Origin of the sequence: Psychrobacter sp. Ps7 (assembly GCF_022129225.1) — a bacterium.
Lineage (GTDB): Bacteria > Pseudomonadota > Gammaproteobacteria > Pseudomonadales > Moraxellaceae > Psychrobacter > Psychrobacter immobilis_A.
Window position 1 is genome coordinate 22599 of sequence record NZ_JADQAH010000028.1, and the last position, 19787, is coordinate 42385.

General features: G+C 42.8%; 17 protein-coding genes and 1 pseudogene. 8 read left to right on the forward strand and 10 right to left on the reverse strand.

Translation table 11 applies throughout. The annotated features are described in order from the left end of the window. Positions 1-173 precede the first annotated feature (173 nt). Entirely contained in the window at positions 174-686 is a 513-nt protein-coding gene (locus I3257_RS09950) for a GNAT family N-acetyltransferase (protein WP_238049650.1), read from the forward strand. 50 nt (positions 687-736) lie between these two features. On the opposite strand, the gene tilS is transcribed toward I3257_RS09950, so the two are convergent. The 3 genes from tilS to ppx form a co-directional block, all read right to left on the reverse strand. Continuing rightward, positions 737-2326, reverse strand: coding sequence for a tRNA lysidine(34) synthetase TilS (gene tilS / locus I3257_RS09955; protein WP_238049651.1), 1590 nt, complete (start codon positions 2324-2326; stop codon positions 737-739). Between the two features lie 217 nt (positions 2327-2543). Continuing rightward, the gene (locus I3257_RS09960; protein ID WP_238049652.1) at positions 2544-3347 is read right to left on the reverse strand and encodes an acetyl-CoA carboxylase carboxyltransferase subunit alpha; all 804 of its coding nucleotides are present in this window, start codon (positions 3345-3347) and stop codon (positions 2544-2546) included. 226 nt (positions 3348-3573) lie between these two features. Further along, entirely contained in the window at positions 3574-5100 is a 1527-nt protein-coding gene (gene ppx, locus I3257_RS09965; protein ID WP_238049653.1) for an exopolyphosphatase, read from the reverse strand. A gap of 472 nt (positions 5101-5572) precedes the next feature. On the opposite strand from ppx, the gene I3257_RS09970 reads away from it, so the two are divergent. Next, complete coding sequence (locus I3257_RS09970) at positions 5573-5911, forward strand: DUF962 domain-containing protein (protein WP_238049662.1); 339 nt, start codon at positions 5573-5575, stop codon at positions 5909-5911. A 19-nt stretch (positions 5912-5930) separates the two neighbouring features. Here the strand turns inward: I3257_RS09970 and I3257_RS09975 are convergent, their stop codons facing one another. The 3 genes from I3257_RS09975 to I3257_RS09985 form a co-directional block, all read right to left on the reverse strand. Beyond that, positions 5931-7670: an AMP-binding protein gene (locus tag I3257_RS09975; protein ID WP_238049654.1), complete on the reverse strand. Its 1740-nt coding sequence runs from the start codon at positions 7668-7670 to the stop codon at positions 5931-5933. A 280-nt stretch (positions 7671-7950) separates the two neighbouring features. After that, entirely contained in the window at positions 7951-9252 is a 1302-nt protein-coding gene (gene hemL / locus I3257_RS09980; protein WP_045443249.1) for a glutamate-1-semialdehyde 2,1-aminomutase, read from the reverse strand. Between the two features lie 111 nt (positions 9253-9363). Next, on the reverse strand, positions 9364-9717 hold the full coding sequence (locus I3257_RS09985) for a zinc ribbon domain-containing protein YjdM (protein ID WP_238049655.1): 354 nt from the start codon (positions 9715-9717) through the stop codon (positions 9364-9366). Positions 9718-10042: 325 nt separating this feature from the next. Here I3257_RS09985 and I3257_RS09990 point away from each other — a divergent pair, with 325 nt between their 5' ends. Together I3257_RS09990 and I3257_RS09995 are read left to right on the forward strand one after the other, a co-directional pair. Continuing rightward, positions 10043-10816: a folate-binding Fe/S cluster repair protein gene (locus tag I3257_RS09990; RefSeq protein WP_238049656.1), complete on the forward strand. Its 774-nt coding sequence runs from the start codon at positions 10043-10045 to the stop codon at positions 10814-10816. 74 nt (positions 10817-10890) lie between these two features. After that, entirely contained in the window at positions 10891-12216 is a 1326-nt protein-coding gene (locus tag I3257_RS09995) for a D-amino acid dehydrogenase (RefSeq protein ID WP_238049657.1), read from the forward strand. 83 nt (positions 12217-12299) lie between these two features. On the opposite strand, the gene I3257_RS10000 is transcribed toward I3257_RS09995, so the two are convergent. After that, positions 12300-14513 (reverse strand): molybdopterin oxidoreductase family protein, encoded by a 2214-nt coding sequence (locus tag I3257_RS10000; protein ID WP_238049658.1) that lies wholly within the window; start codon positions 14511-14513, stop codon positions 12300-12302. A 251-nt stretch (positions 14514-14764) separates the two neighbouring features. Beyond that, positions 14765-15454: a TetR/AcrR family transcriptional regulator gene (locus tag I3257_RS10005; RefSeq protein ID WP_201580759.1), complete on the reverse strand. Its 690-nt coding sequence runs from the start codon at positions 15452-15454 to the stop codon at positions 14765-14767. 505 nt (positions 15455-15959) lie between these two features. On the opposite strand from I3257_RS10005, the gene I3257_RS10010 reads away from it, so the two are divergent. The 3 genes from I3257_RS10010 (at position 15960) to I3257_RS10020 (ending at position 18251) form a co-directional block, all read left to right on the forward strand. Continuing rightward, the gene (locus tag I3257_RS10010) at positions 15960-16163 is read left to right on the forward strand and encodes a CsbD family protein (RefSeq protein ID WP_045443240.1); all 204 of its coding nucleotides are present in this window, start codon (positions 15960-15962) and stop codon (positions 16161-16163) included. Between the two features lie 758 nt (positions 16164-16921). After that, entirely contained in the window at positions 16922-17584 is a 663-nt protein-coding gene (locus I3257_RS10015; protein ID WP_238049659.1) for a hypothetical protein, read from the forward strand. A gap of 295 nt (positions 17585-17879) precedes the next feature. Next, positions 17880-18251, forward strand: a complete 372-nt coding sequence (locus I3257_RS10020; RefSeq protein ID WP_238049660.1) for a hypothetical protein — start codon at positions 17880-17882, stop codon at positions 18249-18251. Positions 18252-18260: 9 nt separating this feature from the next. On the opposite strand, the gene I3257_RS10025 is transcribed toward I3257_RS10020, so the two are convergent. Continuing rightward, on the reverse strand, positions 18261-18572 hold the full coding sequence (locus I3257_RS10025) for a YqfO family protein (RefSeq protein ID WP_201552464.1): 312 nt from the start codon (positions 18570-18572) through the stop codon (positions 18261-18263). Positions 18573-18625: 53 nt separating this feature from the next. Further along, complete coding sequence (locus I3257_RS10030) at positions 18626-19273, reverse strand: DNA-3-methyladenine glycosylase (RefSeq protein ID WP_238049661.1); 648 nt, start codon at positions 19271-19273, stop codon at positions 18626-18628. Positions 19274-19575: 302 nt separating this feature from the next. Here I3257_RS10030 and I3257_RS10035 point away from each other — a divergent pair. Further along, a pseudogene (locus I3257_RS10035) lies at positions 19576-19787 on the forward strand (hypothetical protein); the annotation flags it as partial.

Here is a 19787-nt window from a genome sequence, read left to right on the forward strand (position 1 = left end):
TGATAGGTAAAATGACACTCAGTTTACCATACTGCTACTGGCATCGTTTGATAAATTGACGGCATCTAACCCGGTTGTAAGCTCCGTTGAACCACTGAATTGCCATGGACTATTGCACAACCAAACGGTTAAATTAACAAGGGCATTATATAAAATCAGTGACGGAGAGTACTATGTTTTTCATTCGTAAAGCCAACCCTGAGGATTATGTAGATATTGCTAACATTCATTTCAAAAGTTGGCATGCCGCCTATTTAGATTTGCTACCAGTGTCCTATATCAATGATAAAAACAACTTATGTAATAAGACAAAAATGTGGCAAAAGTTAATGGCGCATCCTGATGTTATTGTCTGGATAGCATATGATGCTCATCATCATAATTTGGGGTTTATTGGGTACTTCGTTAATAATAAAAATTATGAAATTACCACGTTGTATGTTTTGCCCGACTACCAAGGATTGGGTATAGGTACTCAATTAATGACAGCATCATTACAAGCTCTCTTAGAATCTCATATCCATGGCCATTTTTATTTATGGGTATTAGAAAATAATGTGGCTGCTATTGATTTCTATCAAAAATTTGGCTTTGTAGCTAATGGCGAAAAGAGTGAAGAATGCTACAAAAGCACGCAAATAATAGATACCAAAATGGTCAGAAAACTTGATGACCTGATGACTTGATGACCTAGCCCTAGATAACCTGACCTCCTAGAAGGTTTAGGTTACAAATATTAAAAAGCGTTATTGATGCTTAGACTGTTTCTAATAACATGGTTTGTAATAACATTGCTTCTAATAGCACTGTCTAAAATGCCAATATTGTCTGTCGTGTCTGTTAGCGATCTACTCGTCCCTAGTAGTATCCAGCGCTCAAAAGGTGAAACCAGCAATAATGGCCACTCTTTATCCTGCTGTACGGATACGGCACTGACCACCACCAAATTCTCGCGCAACCATACAGGCACGCCAAGCGTTTGATATAGTTTCTTGCCCGCTTGTGGACGTGATGCCAATGCAGTTTGCACACGCTGCTGACGACCTAATGGTGCGAAGGTAATCTCAAACTTCTCATCATCCTGATCGCTGTCTAATAGCTCTGCCAAGGCATTTGGCATCATTTGCACTTGCCAAGTAAATTTATCATCACTACGTAAGATAACTGATACAGGCTGAGCAGCCGCTGAATACGCATCAGCTACCACAAGATTAGATAAGGGTTGAATCTGTTTGGTAAGCGGCAATGCTAACCACTTGCGCCACTCACTGCTTAAACGATAAAGCTGCTGACGGTAGCGGCAAATCGTATAGGACTGCTTGCGAGCTTGCCAAAAAAGCGCCGTTTGGTGATCAGGATCTTCACGTTGGCTTAGCATAAATACATCATCTACCAGCTGCTTAGCAGGCGGTAACGGTTCATATTGACCGAGCCAATGATGCAATAGTTGGCGCTGACGATAAATGGGTAATGCTTGTAGCTTGTCTATATTTAGCACACGCTGGGCAGACGATAGCTGTAATGATGCTACCTCTATCTGCTGTAAATCTTCTGCCGCTTGTGCATTGATTATTAATTGGGCATCACGCAATAGCTGTGCGCTACGGGCGATATTGTCAATGACATTGGAATTATAGGTTGCCAATACGGGCATGATGTCAAGGCGTAGCCCACTACGTACATTCTCGCCAGCATCATTGGTTGGGTCATCGATATAAGGGAGCTTTAGGCGCTGAGCATAATTGCTGATGTTGGCGCGTTTGACCGTCAGCCAAGGTCGCCATAATGCCATACGTTGTGCGCCCTGCGTTTGGATACGCCACGGCTGCATACCCGACAAACCATTCACCCCAGCGCCTTGTATCAGCCGCATCAGCACCGTCTCTGCTTGGTCATCGGCATGATGCGCTAAGAGCAATACATCATCTTGATTGAGTTGCGCTCGCATGACATCATAACGAGCCTGCCTTGCGGCTTGCTCATCATGACCATTCACTTGCGCACGTAAAATCCGACACGGTATCTGCTGCACTGCTGCCCAGTTAGCAACATGTGTCGCCCAAGTGTCACTATCCGCTTGCAAACCATGATTCACATGCAGCAATTGCGGCAAAAATGGCAACTTACCTTGGCGATAGAGCTGCACACACAGCGCAGCCAATGCTAATGAATCACGACCACCACTACACGCCAGCCAAAGTCGTCGACCGTGCAACTGTTCACCATATTCAGCCATACTGCTCAATAATGCTTGTGCCAGATCGGCATCGACAGGCAAGTCTGCGATTGGCTTCATAGGATGCGAAAGGATTGCACTGCTGGTCATAATCAGCCTTATTTATTTAGCATGCATACATGAATTGACATATAAATGAATCTGCTTATACGTCAGCTACGACATCAGTTACTGCCTATATTAACAGCCACAAAAAAACGCGCCATAAAATGACACGTTTTTATTTTAGCATTAAGACTCAGTCTCTAATATGAAAAGCTTTGTGTCCATGCATAGAGGCTTAGTAACAGAGGTGTGATAGCGACCATTAAGCAGGCAACATCACTTCTGAGTTAAAGGTTTTCAGCTTCTCATAACGCAGCTCACAACGCGCGTGTGCGTCTAAATCTGTAATCTCATCTAACTGCTCAGCAATAAGTGCTTTCAAGGCGATCATGACTGGTTGCGGCTTGATATGTGCGCCTTCACCTTCTTCAATGACGGCATCAATCAGCCCCATTTGATATAAATTAATCGCATTTAATTTCAAGGCTTCACTAGCGTCTTGTGCTTTTTCAGCTGTTTTCCACAGGATAGAAGCACAACCTTCCGGAGAGATAACCGAATAAATACTATTTTGTAGCATATTGACTTTGTCACCAACACCAATTGCCAACGCCCCACCTGAGCCGCCTTCACCGATGATAGTCACGATAATAGGCACTTTTAGGCTAGAGAAAACGGCGATACTTTCGGCAATGGCTTGCGCTTGTCCGCGCTCTTCAGCACCAATACCCGGATAAGCGCCTTGGGTATCGACAAAGGTCATCACAGGGATATTAAAACGCTCAGCCATTTTGACCAAACGAATCACTTTGCGGTAGCCTTCAGGATTGGCCATGCCAAAGTTATGAGCAATACGCTCACGGGTGCTGCGACCGCGATGTTGACCAATCACCATCACAGGCTGACCATCAAAACGCGCCAGACCACCAAGAATGGCTTTGTCATCGGCAAAAGCACGGTCACCGTGCAGCTCATCGAATTCGGTAAACAGCTGATTAACATAGTCCATAAATAATGGACGCTTGGCGTGCCGTGCAAGCTGCACACTATCCCAGACAGTGCTCATAGACGCTTCCCTTTAATAATTATACTTAATGTATTTATGTTTAAGAATAATATCGTTATCGATTTTTAGATAATGAAAGTACAGTTGTAAACTCAATAGAAGCTATAGTAGCACATCTTAAATGGCATGACATTACTGACAAAGCCGCTTTTGTTACGTTAATCTATAGCATACTCATTACAATAGTAACGGCATCATGTTGATTGTCAGTGCAAAGCAGCGCTGCCTAGCCCTCAACCACGCTCAGCGTCACGCCCCATTTGGCAAACTGCTCAATCTCAGTATGCAAATCGGGCAATAAGAAAGCATAATGCTCACTGTTATTGGCAACGGTGATTTGCCAGCAATGATCATCCATGGCTTGTAACTGTAATTCTGGTAATTCATAATCGCTGCGGCTGTGATGCGCCAGTACAGCCAAACGTAGCAGCAGACAAAGATAAACGAGCTGATTACCACCGATAGTACAGGTCTGCTCTAACATATCAGCCTTGAGCTTACGACGATGATTGAGCATCAGCTGTGCCATGCGCTTTTGATCGACTTGCGAGAATCCTGGAATATCAGAATACTCAAGCAAATACGCGCTATGCTTATGATAACTACTATGACTGATGGCCAATCCTATCTCATGCAAAAAAGCCGCACGTCTGAGTAAATCACAATCATCATTGGTAAGGGCGAGCTTATCCTTCACTTGCTCAAATAAATGGCGACTGGTTTTTACCACTTGTTTGGCTTGTTTTTTATCCCCTGAATAACGCTTGATCAGCGCCAGCACACTGCGGTCACGAACATCTTCGCTAGCAAAGCGTCCAAGCATGTCGTACATCACACCTTCACGTAGTGCACCATCTGAGTAAGTAATGGTATCTACACCCAGCACTTTCATGACTGCACGCAGTACCGCAACGCCTGCTGGGAAGACGGCTTTGCGATGTTCCTTAACGCCTTCTAAATCGATGTCATCGACGTTGCCAATTTTAAGCAACAGCTTCTCTAACTTTTTGACACCTTTATAAGTGATGCGCTCTTGCTCATCAGCCCAGCCCTTAGAGACCAGCACATTACGTACCGCTTTAATCGTCCCACTCGAGCCAACCACACTACTCCAGCCCAATTTTTGATAACGACCCTGAATCGCTAACACTTCTTTGCGAGCGGCTGATATCGCATTATTAAAGGCTTCTTTCGTGATTTGACCATCGGCAAAGTACTTCTGGGTAAAGGCGACACAGCCCATCTGCAAACTCTCGGTCAATAGCGGATCGAACTCTTGACCAATGATAAACTCTGTCGAACCACCACCAATATCGATGACCAAACGCTTGTCACTACTGGCATTGGTGTGTGAGACGCCCAAATAAATCAAGCGCGCCTCTTCTCGTCCCGCGATAATCTCAATGGGTTTCGGCAATATTTTATTGGCACGGGCAATAAAGTCATTGGCATTTTTAGCTTGGCGTAAAGCGTTGGTCGCAACCACGCGAATGCGTTCGGGTGGTACCGAATCCAAACGCGCCACAAATCGGCTCAAACAGTCGAGACCTCGCTGTGCAGCTGCCGCACTTAAGATATTATTTTCGTCCAAGCCTGCGGCGAGCTGGACTTTTTCAGACATAGAAACGACTTTTCGCACCTCACCATGGTCAAGACGCGCAATGGCCAGATGAAAACTATTGGAACCGATATCAATGGCTGCCATCATTTCATCATCAGCAAGCGGCGGATTTGTAAGGTAGTCAATAGGCATAAGAGGAATCGTTACCGTGTTGGATAAAAGGGAGAGGATATGGGCTAAAAATTAGACGATTGAGTCATATAAACATCGTAGCTGCACCAAATAGTGCCATTTACGCAAAGCGGCTCACGTATTTGACGTAATTTTCGCCATTAAAGCATTTATGCCAAACACTGGCAAGTGACCCAAATGCTAATTAAGCAGCAAGCACATCATTCACAAAATAACAAATGCGCCATAAACATCCATTGCTTGTGTTAAGGATAGCGTTTTGCTACATTAAAAACGACCAATATTATAATAAATAACAGTCACTTAATGACCGCCTAGCCGTTTTAGCAAAAAAGAAAGCCCCCTAATGACTCGCCCTAATATCTATACTCAATAAACGATTAGCAAGGAAGCTAAACAAATGAATCAAACGACCACACAAAACACTACCAAAAACGCCGATGCTCAAGCGGTCAGCAATGCTAAAAAAAGCATGATGACAACCGTCAGTCCAACAAAGCAGAAATTTTATGACTTCTATTTAGCTGAACATCAAAACATGGCTTGCCGCCGCTTACATTTCGCTGGTAGTAGCTTTGGCTTATTGGGACTCGCAAAGTCGGTCAAAACCGCTTCGCCAAAACCATTACTTAAAGGCATCGCTGCTGGATATGCTTGCGCTTGGGTCGGTCATTTTTTCTTTGAAAAAAACAAACCTGCCTCGTTCAAATTCCCGCTAAAAAGCTTTGCTAGCGACTTTCGTATGTACAGTGATGTCCTACGCGGTAGACTCAGCTTACAAGACCGTAAATTTGATAAAATCGGACGATAATAACTCGCCACTAGCCCAACTAACGTAAAGACTTACGTAATATTTTTCCTACCGCCGTTTTGGGCAATTCATCGATAAACTCGTATGACTGCGGGCGTTTATAACCTGTTAAACGTTCGCTTGCGAAGCTTTGTAACTCTTCTACCGTTAGGCTCAACTCCTTTTTAACCACAAACGCTTTGGGTACCTCGCCGCTGTGCTCATCTGCAATACCAACCACCGCGACTTCAAGTACTTTCGGATGCTCTGTCAATGCCGCTTCCACTTCGTTTGGATAGACGTTAAATCCTGAAACCAGTATCATGTCTTTTTTGCGATCCACCAGCGTCAAAAATCCATGTTCATCTAGCACACCAATATCACCTGATTTAAAGTAGCCATCCTTTGTAAAAGTATCTGCATTGTCTCGTTGCCAGTAACCACACATGACCTGCGGGCCTTTAATACAAACCTCGCCCCGTGTACCTATTGCACAAGTTGCACCTTGTTCATCAATGATTTTAATATCCATCATCGCAAGTGGTAGACCAACGCTACCGTTGAAATGATCTATACCAGGTGGATTAAAAGAGATAACTGGTGCAGTTTCGGACATGCCGTAACCTTCATTGATAATCATACCAGTGACTTGTTGCCACTGATCAGATACGGCTTTGATGATTGCGGTGCCGCCACCTATAGATAGTGCCAAGCGACTAAAATCAAGGTTGGCAAACTTTGGATGATGCAGCATACCAATAAATAAGGTATTAACCGAAGGAATGACATGCGGACGATGCTGCTCGATGGTATTGACTAGTCCATCGATATCACGCGGATTGGTGACCAGTATGTCTTCCCAGCCGCCATAAATGCCTAGTAAGCCGCAAACGGTAAATGAGAAGATATGATAGAGCGGCAACGGATTGAGTATTTTGATCTGCTCGCTACGACCCGCTTCAATCGCATGGCCAAACATCGCATAACACTGACAGACATTGGCCATGACATTGTAATGCGTGAGCATCGCGCCTTTTGGCTTGCCGGTCGTGCCACCCGTATATTGCAATAAAGCTAAATCTTCACGCTCGATAGTAACAGGCTGATATTGCTCAGCGTGGTATGCACTCATAATATGGGCAAAGCTTACACTCTGCTCTGAGATATTTTTTGCAGCATTATCGGCTGTGGTTTGATTGAATTGACGAGTAGTATCGGTCGACGGCTCAAGTTGGGTAAGCAAGGCAATATCGTTGTCAGCAGGTGCAGCATTCGGATTGACGGAACAATGTACAACCAATGACAGTTGCGCTTTGACTGCATCATCTAACTGATCGTAAGCAGAGGTCATACCATCGAGGACAATCAGCACGCTAGCTTGAGCATCCGTCAGCTGATGCGCCAATTCATAATGGGTATACATCGGATTGACATTCACCAATACCGCGCCTGCTCGCAGACAACCAAGTAACACCACGGCATACTGCAATATATTGGGTAATTGCACAGCAACACGGTCGCCTTTACTGATGCCTTGTGCTTCTAAAAAAGCAGCAAAGCGGCGGCTGGCAATATCCAATTGTGCAAAGGTAAGGACGGCAGACCCCATACTAAAAGCTACAGAATCACTATGCTGATCTATCTTGGGTTGCAACAAATCTAGCAGGTTGTGCTTGTTCTCTAATACATCTAAATTATTTCTTATTCCATATTTCTCATACGAGGCTTGCCATAGCGGTGGCGTATTACTGCTGGGCATATCATTAGTGCTTGTAGTCATCAGTTGGCATCCTTGCTCAGTTGTCTTGATTCATCTCAGAATACCATAATTTATTGTTTATTTTGCAATCACCCAAAGAAGGAACTGTCTTAGTTTTATTTTTTAATTTATGCAGTCATCGTCAGAAAATCTTTATCTCTTATAGTAAAAATCACAAAAGGATAAATATTGGGCACAAAAAAACCAGCATGATTTCTCATACTGGTTCTTGTAAGTACATACATTTTGAACAGGTCTTAAATAAACAAGGCTCTGAATAAATAAGGTCTTGAATAAACAGTTACGCTTTTGCCATTTCTGCAAAAATCTCGTCAGCGGCTTTAATCGACGCATCAATATCTTCATTGCTGTGTTTGATTGACATAAAGCCTGCTTCATAAGCAGACGGTGCCAAATAAATACCGCGATCGAGCATGCCATGGAAAAACGTATTAAACACCGTCATATCGCACTCTGTCACGTCATCGAAGTTCTTTGGCGTGTCAGTTTCATTGTCTTTAACAAAGAACATGCCAAACATACCGCCCAATTTATTGGTACGCATGTTGATGCCGTGTTTGTCAGCTGCCGCTTGAAAACCGTCTACTAGACGATCAACTTTCGCTGCTAACTCAGCATAAAACCCATCTACGGTTAAGTCTTCAAACATCGCGATACCCGCACGCATTGCCAGTGGATTACCTGACAATGTGCCAGCTTGGTAGACGCCGCCGAGTGGCGCAATGCAAGACATCACTTCTTTTTTACCACCGAAAGCACCAACTGGCAGACCTGCACCGATGATTTTACCAAAGCACGTCAAATCAGGATCAATGCCGAAATGTGCTTGTGCACCGCCAAGTCCAACGCGAAAGCCGGTCATGACTTCATCAAAAATAAGCACTGAACCGTTGGCAGTACACTCTGCACGCAACGTATCATGGAATTCTTGGGTTGGAATGACCATATTCATGTTGCCGGCGATCGGCTCTAAGATCACGCAAGCGACTTCTTCGCCCCATTTCTCAAAGCAATCTTTGATCGCTTGTGGGTCATTATAAGGAATGGTAATGGTGTGCTTAGCAAAATCTGCTGGCACGCCTTTTGATGTTGGCTCGCCAATATCAAGCATGCCCGAACCTGCTTTTACTAACAAGCTATCTGAATGACCATGATAGCAGCCTTCAAATTTAACGATTTTGTCACGTTGGGTATAGCCACGAGCCAAACGAATTGCACTCATGGTCGCTTCTGTACCGGAGCTAGTCATGCGAATCATCTCAACGCTTGGGACAATTTCGCAAATCTTATCTGCAACGGTTGTTTCAAACGGTGTAGGCGTACCAAAGCTTAAACCATCATCAGCCGCTTTTTTAACGGCATCAATCACTTTAGGGTGCGCATGACCCAAAATCATTGGACCCCAAGAGCCGACATAATCGATATACGCATTGTCTTCGGTGTCATAAATTTTGCTACCGTTAGCACGGTGCATAAAAATAGGCGTGCCACCGACACCAGCAAAGGCACGGACGGGCGAGTTTACGCCGCCAGGAATATGTTTGCGGGCTTGCGCAAATAGCTGTTCGTTTTTAGTGCTCATCATTATTCTCTACTTATTATTTCTTTAATATTGGTTCTGTCTTATTTTATTAAAAATAACTTTGCTGCTTGTTGTTAATACTTAGCAGATTTTTAAAGCACATTTAATAAATTATGCTTTTTTGACCACAGAAGATTTAAGCTTCATCGGGCCAAAACCATCAAGTTTACAATCAATATTATGACCATCAGAGGCATCGGGCAGCAGGCGAATACCTTTTGCTTTGGTACCGACTTTAATAACGGTCGATGAACCTTTGACTTTTAAGTCTTTAATCACGGTGACGGTATCGCCATCTTGCAGCTCATTACCGACCGCATCACGAATGACCGCGTCTTGCTCTTCAGCTTGTGCCGCATCGGTTTCAGCCGCAGTCCATTCATGAGCACACATGGGACATACCAGTAACGCACCATCTTCGTACGTATATTCAGCATCGCATTTTGGGCAATTGGGTAAGCTCATAATTTCCTCGTCAGCCGTGATAAATTGGGTGTATTCTAGAGCTAACATTGTACCGTAACTCGCCAGCTTTAACCAATCGCTTCGCTTGTAAATGCGGTGCTGTGACTAATTGATAGATTCGCTCATGTCTTACAGCGGACGTTTTTTATCACACAGTGTTTTGTGGTACTCTGCTTTAACTAAGTTTGGTTTGATGACCATGTACTTTTAGAGGGTAAAACCTCAATATTTACTTTAGTAATTACTTTAACAACTCAGTATTCACCACAATATCTGAGGCTATGGCTATTGATAACGATAGCGACTTATGAATAGGATAATAATAATGACTCAATCAAACGTATCGACCCTCTCATCAACATTGCCACAATTTTTTCAACTAACGATTCAAGGTGAAGATGCAGAAAAATTCTTGCAGGGTCAGCTAACCTCTGATGTCACCAAGCTCGGACTCAGTTATCAAGCAACGGCGCTTAGCAATTTAAAAGGTCGCATTGATTTTGGTCTTTGGATAAAAAAACAAGCCGAAAAGCATTATGATGTGGTTATCAGTGCCGATTGCGCTGAGGCTTTTCAAGCCCATTTAAAAAAGTTCGGTGCCTTTTCAAAGTTTGACACCAGTACGCCCGCGCCCATTTATCCTTGCGTGCTTGATGACGTGCCAACTTTTAGTCATCAGGAAGACCACAATACGCCAACCGATACCCAAGCGTGGATGCAAGCGAGTCTTGCCATTGGCAACTATTGGATAGTTGCTGCCACGCAAGGTCTGTTTCAGCCACAAGAGCTGCGTCTGCATCAGCGCGGTGGTATGGACTATGATAAAGGCTGCTATCTTGGTCAAGAAGTGATTGCCCGTATTTATTTTAAGGCAGCGCCAAAAGCGTTTTTACATTATGTCAGCGGCGCAGGTGACGTGCCAGCAGCCGGTGACAAGCTAGAAAAAATCCATGTGGTTAATGTGATTGCCGATGGCACTATTAATGGTAATGGTTTTAAAGCATTGGTCGTTGCCCGTCCAGAGCATTTAGCCGAGAGTGAGCTTACGATATTAGACTTACCGCCAGCGCTGCAAGCCGATGTTGCGCGTCAAAAATAGTGTGACATGATGAATGACGCGTAATAAGCAGTACTCTTCAAAACATTTTTACTAAAAAAGCAGCAGAGTAATCTATGACCCATATTGCGGTACTCGGAGCGGGTGTGGTGGGCGTGACCAGCGCATGGTATCTTCGCCAAGCAGGCTACGATGTGACTGTCATTGAGCGTGAGCCAGCAGCAGGCATGCAAACCTCCTTTGCTAATGGTGGGCAGATATCTGTCTCGCACGCAACCCCTTGGGCGAATCCAGCGGCTCCAATGAAAGCCCTTAAATGGCTGTTTCGTGAGGATGCACCGCTGTTGTATCGCTTGCGTGCTGATAAGGCACAGCTCAAATGGGCGATGCAGTTTTTGCAAGAATGCCGCGCAGATAGAGCCGATGCAAATCTGGTACAAATGGTACGTTTAGGCTTGTATTCACGAGATGCACTACAACAGCTGCGTGCTGATATTGGTATTGATTACGAGCAGCAAACGCGTGGTATTATGCATTTTTATACCAATCAAGCGGAATTTGATGCCGCCATTGCGCCAACGGAGCGCATGCAAGAGTTAGGCTGTGAGCGTCATGTCATCGATATCAATAATGCCGTTAACTTAGAGCCTGCGCTTTACCCTATTGCTCATAAGCTAAAAGGTGCGACTTATACCAGCCGTGATGAATCGGGTAATGCCCATTTATTTACCCAGCGCTTAGCCGAGCGCTGCATAAAGTCTGGCGTGAAGTTTTTATACGATACCGAGATTCTGGCGTTAAACGCAGACGCCCATTCTGCTCGCCCGCATATCCATAGTATTACCATTCAACCCAAGGGCGAAAACGCGCAAACCTTTAGTGCAGACAGCCATGTACTAGCCCTCGGTAGCTATAGTGTGTCATTACTAAGACCTTTGGGAATACATGCGCCGATATTTCCAGCCAAAGGCTACTCAGCTACTTATCAAATCAACCCCCGCGCCCCGCATCTAGCACCCTTTGTCAGTCTCATTGATGATGAGTTTAAGCTGGTGACATCACGCCTTGGTGACAAGTTACGCGTCGCTGGAACGGCAGAATTTAACGGCTACAATTTGGATTTAAATAGCACGCGCTGTGCTGCCATTACCCGCCGTGTGCAGCAGTTGTTTCCCAAAGGTATCATTGCCAATTCTGTGCAATATTGGACAGGGCTACGTCCGATGACCCCTTCTAATGTGCCGTTAATTGGGCGCGCGCACAGGGGTCAAGTCCGTCATGGTAGTCATAATATGGATGCTAGTTTTGATAACTTATGGCTCAACACTGGTCATGGTACGCTTGGTTGGACCCATGCTTGCGGTTCGGCGCAGGCGATCAGCTTATTAATACAAGGTGAGACACCGCCAGTCGATTTTGATTTTGTTGGCTTAAGATCGTAAAAATAAGAAACGTAAAAAAGGCGCTACCAATATAAGTCAGCGCCTTTTTTCTTTATATGGAAGACTTTTATTCTAGAACTATTTTATGCAGCGCTCCCTGATTCCATATCGAAATCAACGTCAGAATCAGCCGTCTCCAAATCAGTCGCTTCTGGCGCGATTGCTTGCAATTGTACCGGTACGCCATTGACTGCCGCATTACCACTTAGCTGATCGATTAAGGTATCGTCGGTCAAATCATTAACACTAACACCGGCATGCGCTTGCGCAATCTTTTGCTGCACGCCTTTACGACCATGACCCCAACCATGAGGAATACTTACCACTCTTGGCATTAGCTCATCCGTGACTTCTGCAACTATCATTACACTACCAACGCGCGAAGTCACTTTTACGTTTTGACCGTCTTCGATACTATACTCTTTTGCTGTTTCAGGATGCAGCATGAGCGTACAGCGCGGCTTACCTTTTACCAAGCGATAGCTGTTATGTAGCCACGAATTATTGCTGCGTACATGACGACGACCAATCAATAGAATCTGCTTGCTGTCATAGTCTTGCATCATCTCCTGTACCCGCTCTAAATCTGCTTGATAAAAATCAACATTGAGATGAATCTGCTTATCTTTATGTTTTAACGCTTGTGGCAGCATGGTTTTGAGCGATCCCAAATCAATACCATGCGGACTTTTCTTCAATTGCTTTAGATTGAGACCCTTATAAGGCCCACGTTTTAGACCTTGATTAAGCACAAATTTCGGACCCAAAAATTTCATTAACAGGCGTTCGACTTTGGTTGCAAGTACGGCTTTTTTATCCAAGCGTTTCGCCAGCTCTAAGTAGATTTGCCAGTCATGTTTGGCGCTTCTTTGCTTAGCAAACAATGCCTTTGAATATTTGGCGACGTTATGGACAGCAAAATTGTTAAAGGTGACGTCATAATGATCGCGCTCTAGTGGCGATACCGGCGGCAAAATAATATGCGCATGACGGCTGGTTTCTGTGACAAAGTAGTCAATAGCGACCATAAAGTCTAAGTTGGCAAAAGCCGTATCTAACTTTTCACCATTGGGCGTGCTGAGTACAGGATTGCCCGCGACAGTCATAAATCCTTTTAACTGTCCTGCCCCTTCTACCAGCATCTCATCCGCCATTGCCACCACTGGATAATCACCGTTAAAATCAGGCAAGTTACTCACGCGGCTATGACGCTTACCTAAATAACCTGGGCCAGAGTTATTGACCACATCAACCGCAGGATTAGGGAACATTAGACCACCCACTTCATCCAAGCGACCTGTGACAATATTAATCAGCATAATTAGATATTGGCTTAATAAGCCAAACTCTTGCACCGATACACCCATGCGACCGTAGCAGACCGAGCTTTCTGCTTCGCAAAACTCTTTGACGAGTCGTTTAATCTCGCTTGCCGCAATGCCAGTAATCTCAGCAACGGACTCGGCGCTATAGTCTTTGGCAAAGTCTGCAATGCGCTCAATCTCTGGCGCGAGCGCTGCCGCTCTATTATTGTTAGCACGTGCCTTGCCTGCATAACCTTGTAAATAGATTTCATTGAGCATGGCAAGCAAGAGTAAGACATCTGTCGCTGGGCGGATAAAATGATGCTCGCTAGCAATATCTGCCGTTTCGGTGCGTCTTGGATCAATGACTACCACTTTACCATCACGCGCTTTGATATCTTTTAGTTTTTGACGCATATTTGGTGCGGTCATAATACTGCCATTAGACGCCAGCGGATTGCCACCAATGATGAGCATATATTGGGTACGATTGACGTCAGGCACAGGGATGCGCAGCATATGCCCGAACAGATGCATGCTAACAATGTGATGCGGCAACTGGTCGATGGAAGTCGCAGAAAAGCGACTGCGCGTCTTAATACTGGTTAATAGATGCTTAATGGTTAACATGCCGCCCAAATTATGGACATTAGGATTGCCTAAATAAATCCCGAAAGCGTTTTGACCATGTTTTTTCTGTACCGACTGAATACCAGCTGCCACCTTATCTAACGCCTCAGCCCAACTAATCTCTTTCCAACCGTTAGCGGTTCTCTCAACGGGATGACGCAGGCGATCACTGTCTTCATGCAAGTCTTGCAAAGCAGTCGCTTTTGGACAAATATACCCTTTAGAAAATGGATCGTCTTTATCGCCTTTAATCGATAATACTTTTTTTCCATCGTGCTTGATGACAATTCCGCATATTGCTTCACACAAATTGCAGGTTCTAAAATGTGTTTGTTCATCCGTGTGACTCTTTTCAATAGCCATGGTCGCGCTCCCTGTTATTTTTTACTATAGTCATTCCACTATAAAAGTATTACTGCGTTACCCTCGTTTGAAGTATTAAATAGACAGCTACACTCGGTTGCCTTGTACTACTCTTAAATTGAATCGACTATATCGCTTTCACTATATAAATTCCGTTTTATAAGTTTAATATGGTTACTAAATTTGCTCATCTTAAAACTATTGAGCATTAGTTAAAGCTAAGCATTACTAAAAATTAATAAGCTAAATAACTAGCCATATACTCTGTGTCTATCTTTGGTGAAAAAATGGCTAAAAACGCCATCAAAGTTTTTGCACAATATCTCAATGGCTTGCTGCCGTGAATAACGCTGTTGATGACAGCCCAATATCAATTCATGTACTTGGGCGGCAGCGATATCGACACAGAGATGAACGTCAGATTCGTCAAAAGAGCACTCGGCTGACTGCAATCCCTCTATAAATATCTTAGTCCACTCGTCTCTTATCTCTATGATTAGACTTCCCAACCCGTTACGTTCTATGTTTGAATCAAAGCGCAGACTGTCTTCGAGCAAACGTTGAAATAAAGTGATGTTTTGAAAGGCGGCATCAAAAATCAATGTTAGGCATTCCTGACAACGCTCATTGAAATCCTCTTTAGACAGCGTTGGATAGTCTTTAAGCATATCTACCCACGCCATGCGCATCGGAGATAAATAATTGCCTTTAAGTTGCTCGCTTAACACCTGCTGCAACGCATCTAAACTATCAAAATGATTATAAAAACTTGGCTGAGCAATACCTGCGCCTTTCGCGATTTTATTCATGCTCATACCAAGAGCGCCCTCTACGCTATACAGCTGCAAGGCACTTTTGAGTAACGTATGACGCGTTTTCGCCTTTGCCAGCTCGCGTTTTGTTTCCGGTTTTTTAGCACTTACGCTGTTAAGTACATTCACTATCAATCTGCCCCAACTTAATCTACAAAACAATTGTTATTTCAACTATAAGGCTATAGTCATTTAAACAAGAAGTCTATCACTAAATGTTTAACCTTACTTATTCTTAATAATTCGTTTTAACCCGTCCTAAAGTAATCATAAAAAAAACAGCCGCCACATTTATGATGACAGCTACTTTTTTTATTCCTATATTTACAGCGTGTTACGACGTCATTTTTTATAAATCATCGCCAGACTTGTTGATTCTCTTTACGTATGTCACTGATAAAACACTTCATTCATTACACAAATGGACGATGCATAACATAGCTGTGCAGATTTCCATAATGGAGCAACACTCTCAACATTGCATATACAGACATGGCGATGGTGAGCACTTATATTAGATATCACCAGTTAGCTGATTAATAAGTACTGATAGCAGCTGAGTAAAATGTCGATTAAAGACAGATGGAATAATTGTCTCAATAACCAATTTTATAATAAAAGAAGGAACATAAAAATGAACGAACATACTCTAAAAGGTGAATGGAACCAAATAAAAGGCTCAGTAAAGCAAAAATGGGCTGATCTTACTGATGATGATTTATTACACGTTGAAGGTAGCCGTGATAAATTGGTGGGAAAAGTTCAAGAACGTTATGGTCACAGCAAAGATGATGCTGAACGTGAAGTAGATGCATGGCGTACTGAACATAAATACTAGTAGTTAATCATGCTTGTAAGAAGTATTAAGATAAAAATTTTATAAGCAGACTATTTAAACGAAAACCGTATTAGTTTCTAATGCGGTTTTTTTATGCTGGACTTATCACCAACTTGATTTATATCACATAATTATAAGAGATATAACTCAAAGTCCAGACACGATAAAACCGCATAGCAATTAACTGTTATGCGGTTTTATTGTTAACCATCCATGTTACCTATCACCACTGTTTCCCATGCATCCTTGCATAATATTCAGCACATTGTGATACTGGGCATCCTGCCCTTTTTACTACAACTACCAGCATTAACTACTGATAGCAGCAAAGGGTATGTGTCCTTACTCCACTTATCATTATCATCCTGATGGTAATAAGTGAATCATTATCCTTAATGCGGTTAACTCAATCCTTGAGTCACATTCCCTAATGCCGTGTGACTATAATGCCTAATTCCTAACCTGATGTTAAGTGGCGTAAGCGTCATTACGTGTAAGCATATGCTTACATGATTCATATTCGTTGCTCTGATTACAACTTATTAACGCAAAAGACACTAATCATCAAGTTTCGTCCATTATGATAGATAATGTAAGAAAATATTTCAAAGCGCATAATGGTAATGACGATTGTAATAATTAATTTGCCAGTAAGTTATGAATACGATTATATGAAAAATTTATAGAGTGCGTACGTGCTCGGCTATCACCAGCAATGATGCGACGGGTAATTTAAAAATATTATAGGATATTGGATCATGAAAACTCTAAAGCCTTTCTCATTTAAGACCGTTATATCTACTGGTCTTGCGGTTGCATTATTGGGCACTATAGTTGGGTGTACCGTCGTCGGTCCAGGATATGATAATTATCCAGTATATGGTGGTAATGATGATTATGGTAACGCTGACTATAACCGTATTAGTCAAAAGCTACGCGCTGATCTGCGACGTAAAGGCTATCAGGTTATGGATATAAAATCCGATAACTACCGTGGCAATCGCATAATGACCGCTTATGCCAAAAAGAACAACCAAGCATACGAGCTAAAATACACGTATCCTGATCTAAAACTTATTAGCTCAAATAAAAAAGCTTGGTCTAATGTTTGGCAAGACGATAGATATGACAAAGACCATTACAACAAAGACAAATATAAAAATAATGGCAAGCATAAGAATAATAAGCACTATAAAAATGATGATATCGAAGATAGCATTAAAAGAGACTCGCGTTATCCAGCAATTAAGCAACGTGCAATCAATAAAATACAAGGCATGGGCTATCGGGTCAACGACATTGAGCTGGAAGAAAAGAACGGACGCGGCGTGTTCGAGATTGAAGCCAAGCGCGGCTCGCAAGAATATGAAATACGACTTGGTTACCCAAACTTAAATGTGATTAAGATTGAAAAAGACTAGGGCATGTCCTCCATTCAATTGATAGTTATAGTCAATCCTATATAAATCAGATACGGTATCAGGCTCGCTTAGTCTACTATTTATAGTACTTTCGCCTGCCTTCCTTGAATCTAAATTATATTGAACCGACTATATCTAAGTGCGCTAAAGATGAGAGTAGTGAAATAAAGCTATTAAATAAAGTTTTGGCATCGTTTATTACTTGATGCCTTTGGTCAAATAAGCCAGCCCTTGGTTTATTTGACCCTTTTTTATAAAAGAAGCAAAAATATTTTTGACATCATAAGAGGATTTGATGAACCACCATACTTTATTAAAAACCACTACTAGCGCCAGTATGACTGCAGTGTTGCTGACGATAACGACTGGCTGTGTCACCGCACCTGGTTATGATGCTTACGGCGACCTTTATGAAGATATTTATAAAGACAGTAAGGTCTACAAAAAGCACAAGAAGACCATCAACTCCATTGATAAAGAGCTTTATCAACCTGCTATCGAGCAAAGGGCTGCGAATAAAGCCAGCAATATGGGTTATCGAGTCAAAGACGTCAAATACAAAAAAGGTGACAGTAAAATAAAAGTAAAAGCCAAACACGGCAGTGAAGATTACAAAATCGAGCTTGGCTATCCGAGTTATAACGTGATTAAGATCAAAGAGGACTGATAGCTAACCCTAAAAGTCTAATACTTCAATCACATCATAGGCAGGTGTTTCATAAGGATGCGCCTGCTTTAACGCCTCGACGACTTGTTTAATATCAGCATCAGCCACTACCATTTCTACCCGCCATTCCTCAACGGTTTCCAGTCGATCATGTGCTCCAATATTCGGATTACTGCCTGCCAGTGGCCTAAATTGCCCTGTCCCCTGCACTTGCCAACAGCACTGTTCATAATTGCCAATCGTCCCAGCGCCTGCCGAAAATAAAGCGGACTTTACCTGCTCTAATGCTGTATCTGGAATAAAAACCGTCAATTTATACATGTATTACTTCCTTCAAGTCTATTTAGAAAAACAGCCATCAACTATCAATCTTGCTATTTTTTGGATAACGAAGGATGGGCTGTCCAAATGTAGCGCAATAACCACTCTTTTGCCTCGCCCGCATAATCAATGCCAATCCGTGGACGCAGCGATACTGGCGGCTTGCAACCGTCTTCTTCTATCCAAACGGCTGATGCTGGATGAATAGATTTGCCATACAAGTCACGGTCGATTTGTAATCGCTTGGTCAGCTTACCGGGACCAGCGAACTGCTTGGAATGAATCAGTTGTTGATCTAAGCTCAATAATTGCTCATCTCGCAGACGGTCACTATCTTCTGCTAAAAACCCTGCGCGTATCAGCACTGACTCAGGGGAGTCGATAGCACCACTGATTAAATTGAGCATATGATGGACACCATAAGTCAAATACACATAAAAAACGCCACCTTGCTCATACATGATTTCAGTGCGCGGCGTTCGGCTGCCAGCATGTGAGTGACAAGCGGGATCGCCCGCACCGATGTAAGCTTCAGTTTCTGAGATGCGCATACGCAATATTTTAGTCGTGCCATCCGTATCTGACAGCTTTCTACATAGCACTTTACCTATTAAGTCAGCAGCGACCACACAGGTTGGTCGAGTAAACCATGATGACTCTAAAATAGTAGGCTGCGCCGTGGAAGTTTGAGGCGTTGACATTAGTAATAACCTTTTATGCTTTTTATATGATTGAATAATTAATAAGTTAGCATAAATTAAGAAAACGTATTCAGAACTATTTTTGTTATATATTTTATTGCGATGACTGTATTTTTCTAGAATGCACCTGACACTTTAAACCTAAAAACTATCATGCCTTCCATTTAAATGATTTAATTGAACTCATTTCTAAATATATCTGGAACATGAGATTCAAATATAAAATTAGCGGTATAACAAATAGCAAACATAACATAAACATAAGTGTTATATTCCTCTCTTGTTCTAATTAGAGGAGTGTTATGAAAATGATATCCACACGTTCAACAAAAGTAATCAGTATTCTAATGTTATCTACTATGCTTGCTGCATGTGGTAATGATAGTGATGAATTCAATTCAGAGGTGAAGCCAGCAGTCACAATCCCGCCCACTAACAAACCAGAAATTAAGCCAGAAATTAAGCCAGAAATTAAGCCAGAAGTTAAGCCAGAAGTTAAGCCAGAAGTTAAGCC

Bases quoted from the DNA above. Each gene is read 5' to 3' on its own strand.
- I3257_RS09950 (WP_238049650.1), top strand. From the start codon at position 174: ATGTTTTTCATTCGTAAAGCCAACCCTGAGGATTATGTAGATATTGCT.
- tilS (WP_238049651.1), bottom strand. From the start codon at position 2,326: ATGACCAGCAGTGCAATCCTTTCGCATCCTATGAAGCCAATCGCAGAC.
- I3257_RS09960 (WP_238049652.1), bottom strand. From the start codon at position 3,347: ATGAGCACTGTCTGGGATAGTGTGCAGCTTGCACGGCACGCCAAGCGT.
- ppx (WP_238049653.1), bottom strand. From the start codon at position 5,100: ATGCCTATTGACTACCTTACAAATCCGCCGCTTGCTGATGATGAAATG.
- I3257_RS09970 (WP_238049662.1), top strand. From the start codon at position 5,573: ATGATGACAACCGTCAGTCCAACAAAGCAGAAATTTTATGACTTCTAT.
- I3257_RS09975 (WP_238049654.1), bottom strand. From the start codon at position 7,670: ATGACTACAAGCACTAATGATATGCCCAGCAGTAATACGCCACCGCTA.
- hemL (WP_045443249.1), bottom strand. From the start codon at position 9,252: ATGAGCACTAAAAACGAACAGCTATTTGCGCAAGCCCGCAAACATATT.
- I3257_RS09985 (WP_238049655.1), bottom strand. From the start codon at position 9,717: ATGAGCTTACCCAATTGCCCAAAATGCGATGCTGAATATACGTACGAA.
- I3257_RS09990 (WP_238049656.1), top strand. From the start codon at position 10,043: ATGACTCAATCAAACGTATCGACCCTCTCATCAACATTGCCACAATTT.
- I3257_RS09995 (WP_238049657.1), top strand. From the start codon at position 10,891: ATGACCCATATTGCGGTACTCGGAGCGGGTGTGGTGGGCGTGACCAGC.
- I3257_RS10000 (WP_238049658.1), bottom strand. From the start codon at position 14,513: ATGGCTATTGAAAAGAGTCACACGGATGAACAAACACATTTTAGAACC.
- I3257_RS10010 (WP_045443240.1), top strand. From the start codon at position 15,960: ATGAACGAACATACTCTAAAAGGTGAATGGAACCAAATAAAAGGCTCA.
- I3257_RS10015 (WP_238049659.1), top strand. From the start codon at position 16,922: ATGAAAACTCTAAAGCCTTTCTCATTTAAGACCGTTATATCTACTGGT.
- I3257_RS10020 (WP_238049660.1), top strand. From the start codon at position 17,880: ATGAACCACCATACTTTATTAAAAACCACTACTAGCGCCAGTATGACT.
- I3257_RS10025 (WP_201552464.1), bottom strand. From the start codon at position 18,572: ATGTATAAATTGACGGTTTTTATTCCAGATACAGCATTAGAGCAGGTA.
- I3257_RS10030 (WP_238049661.1), bottom strand. From the start codon at position 19,273: ATGTCAACGCCTCAAACTTCCACGGCGCAGCCTACTATTTTAGAGTCA.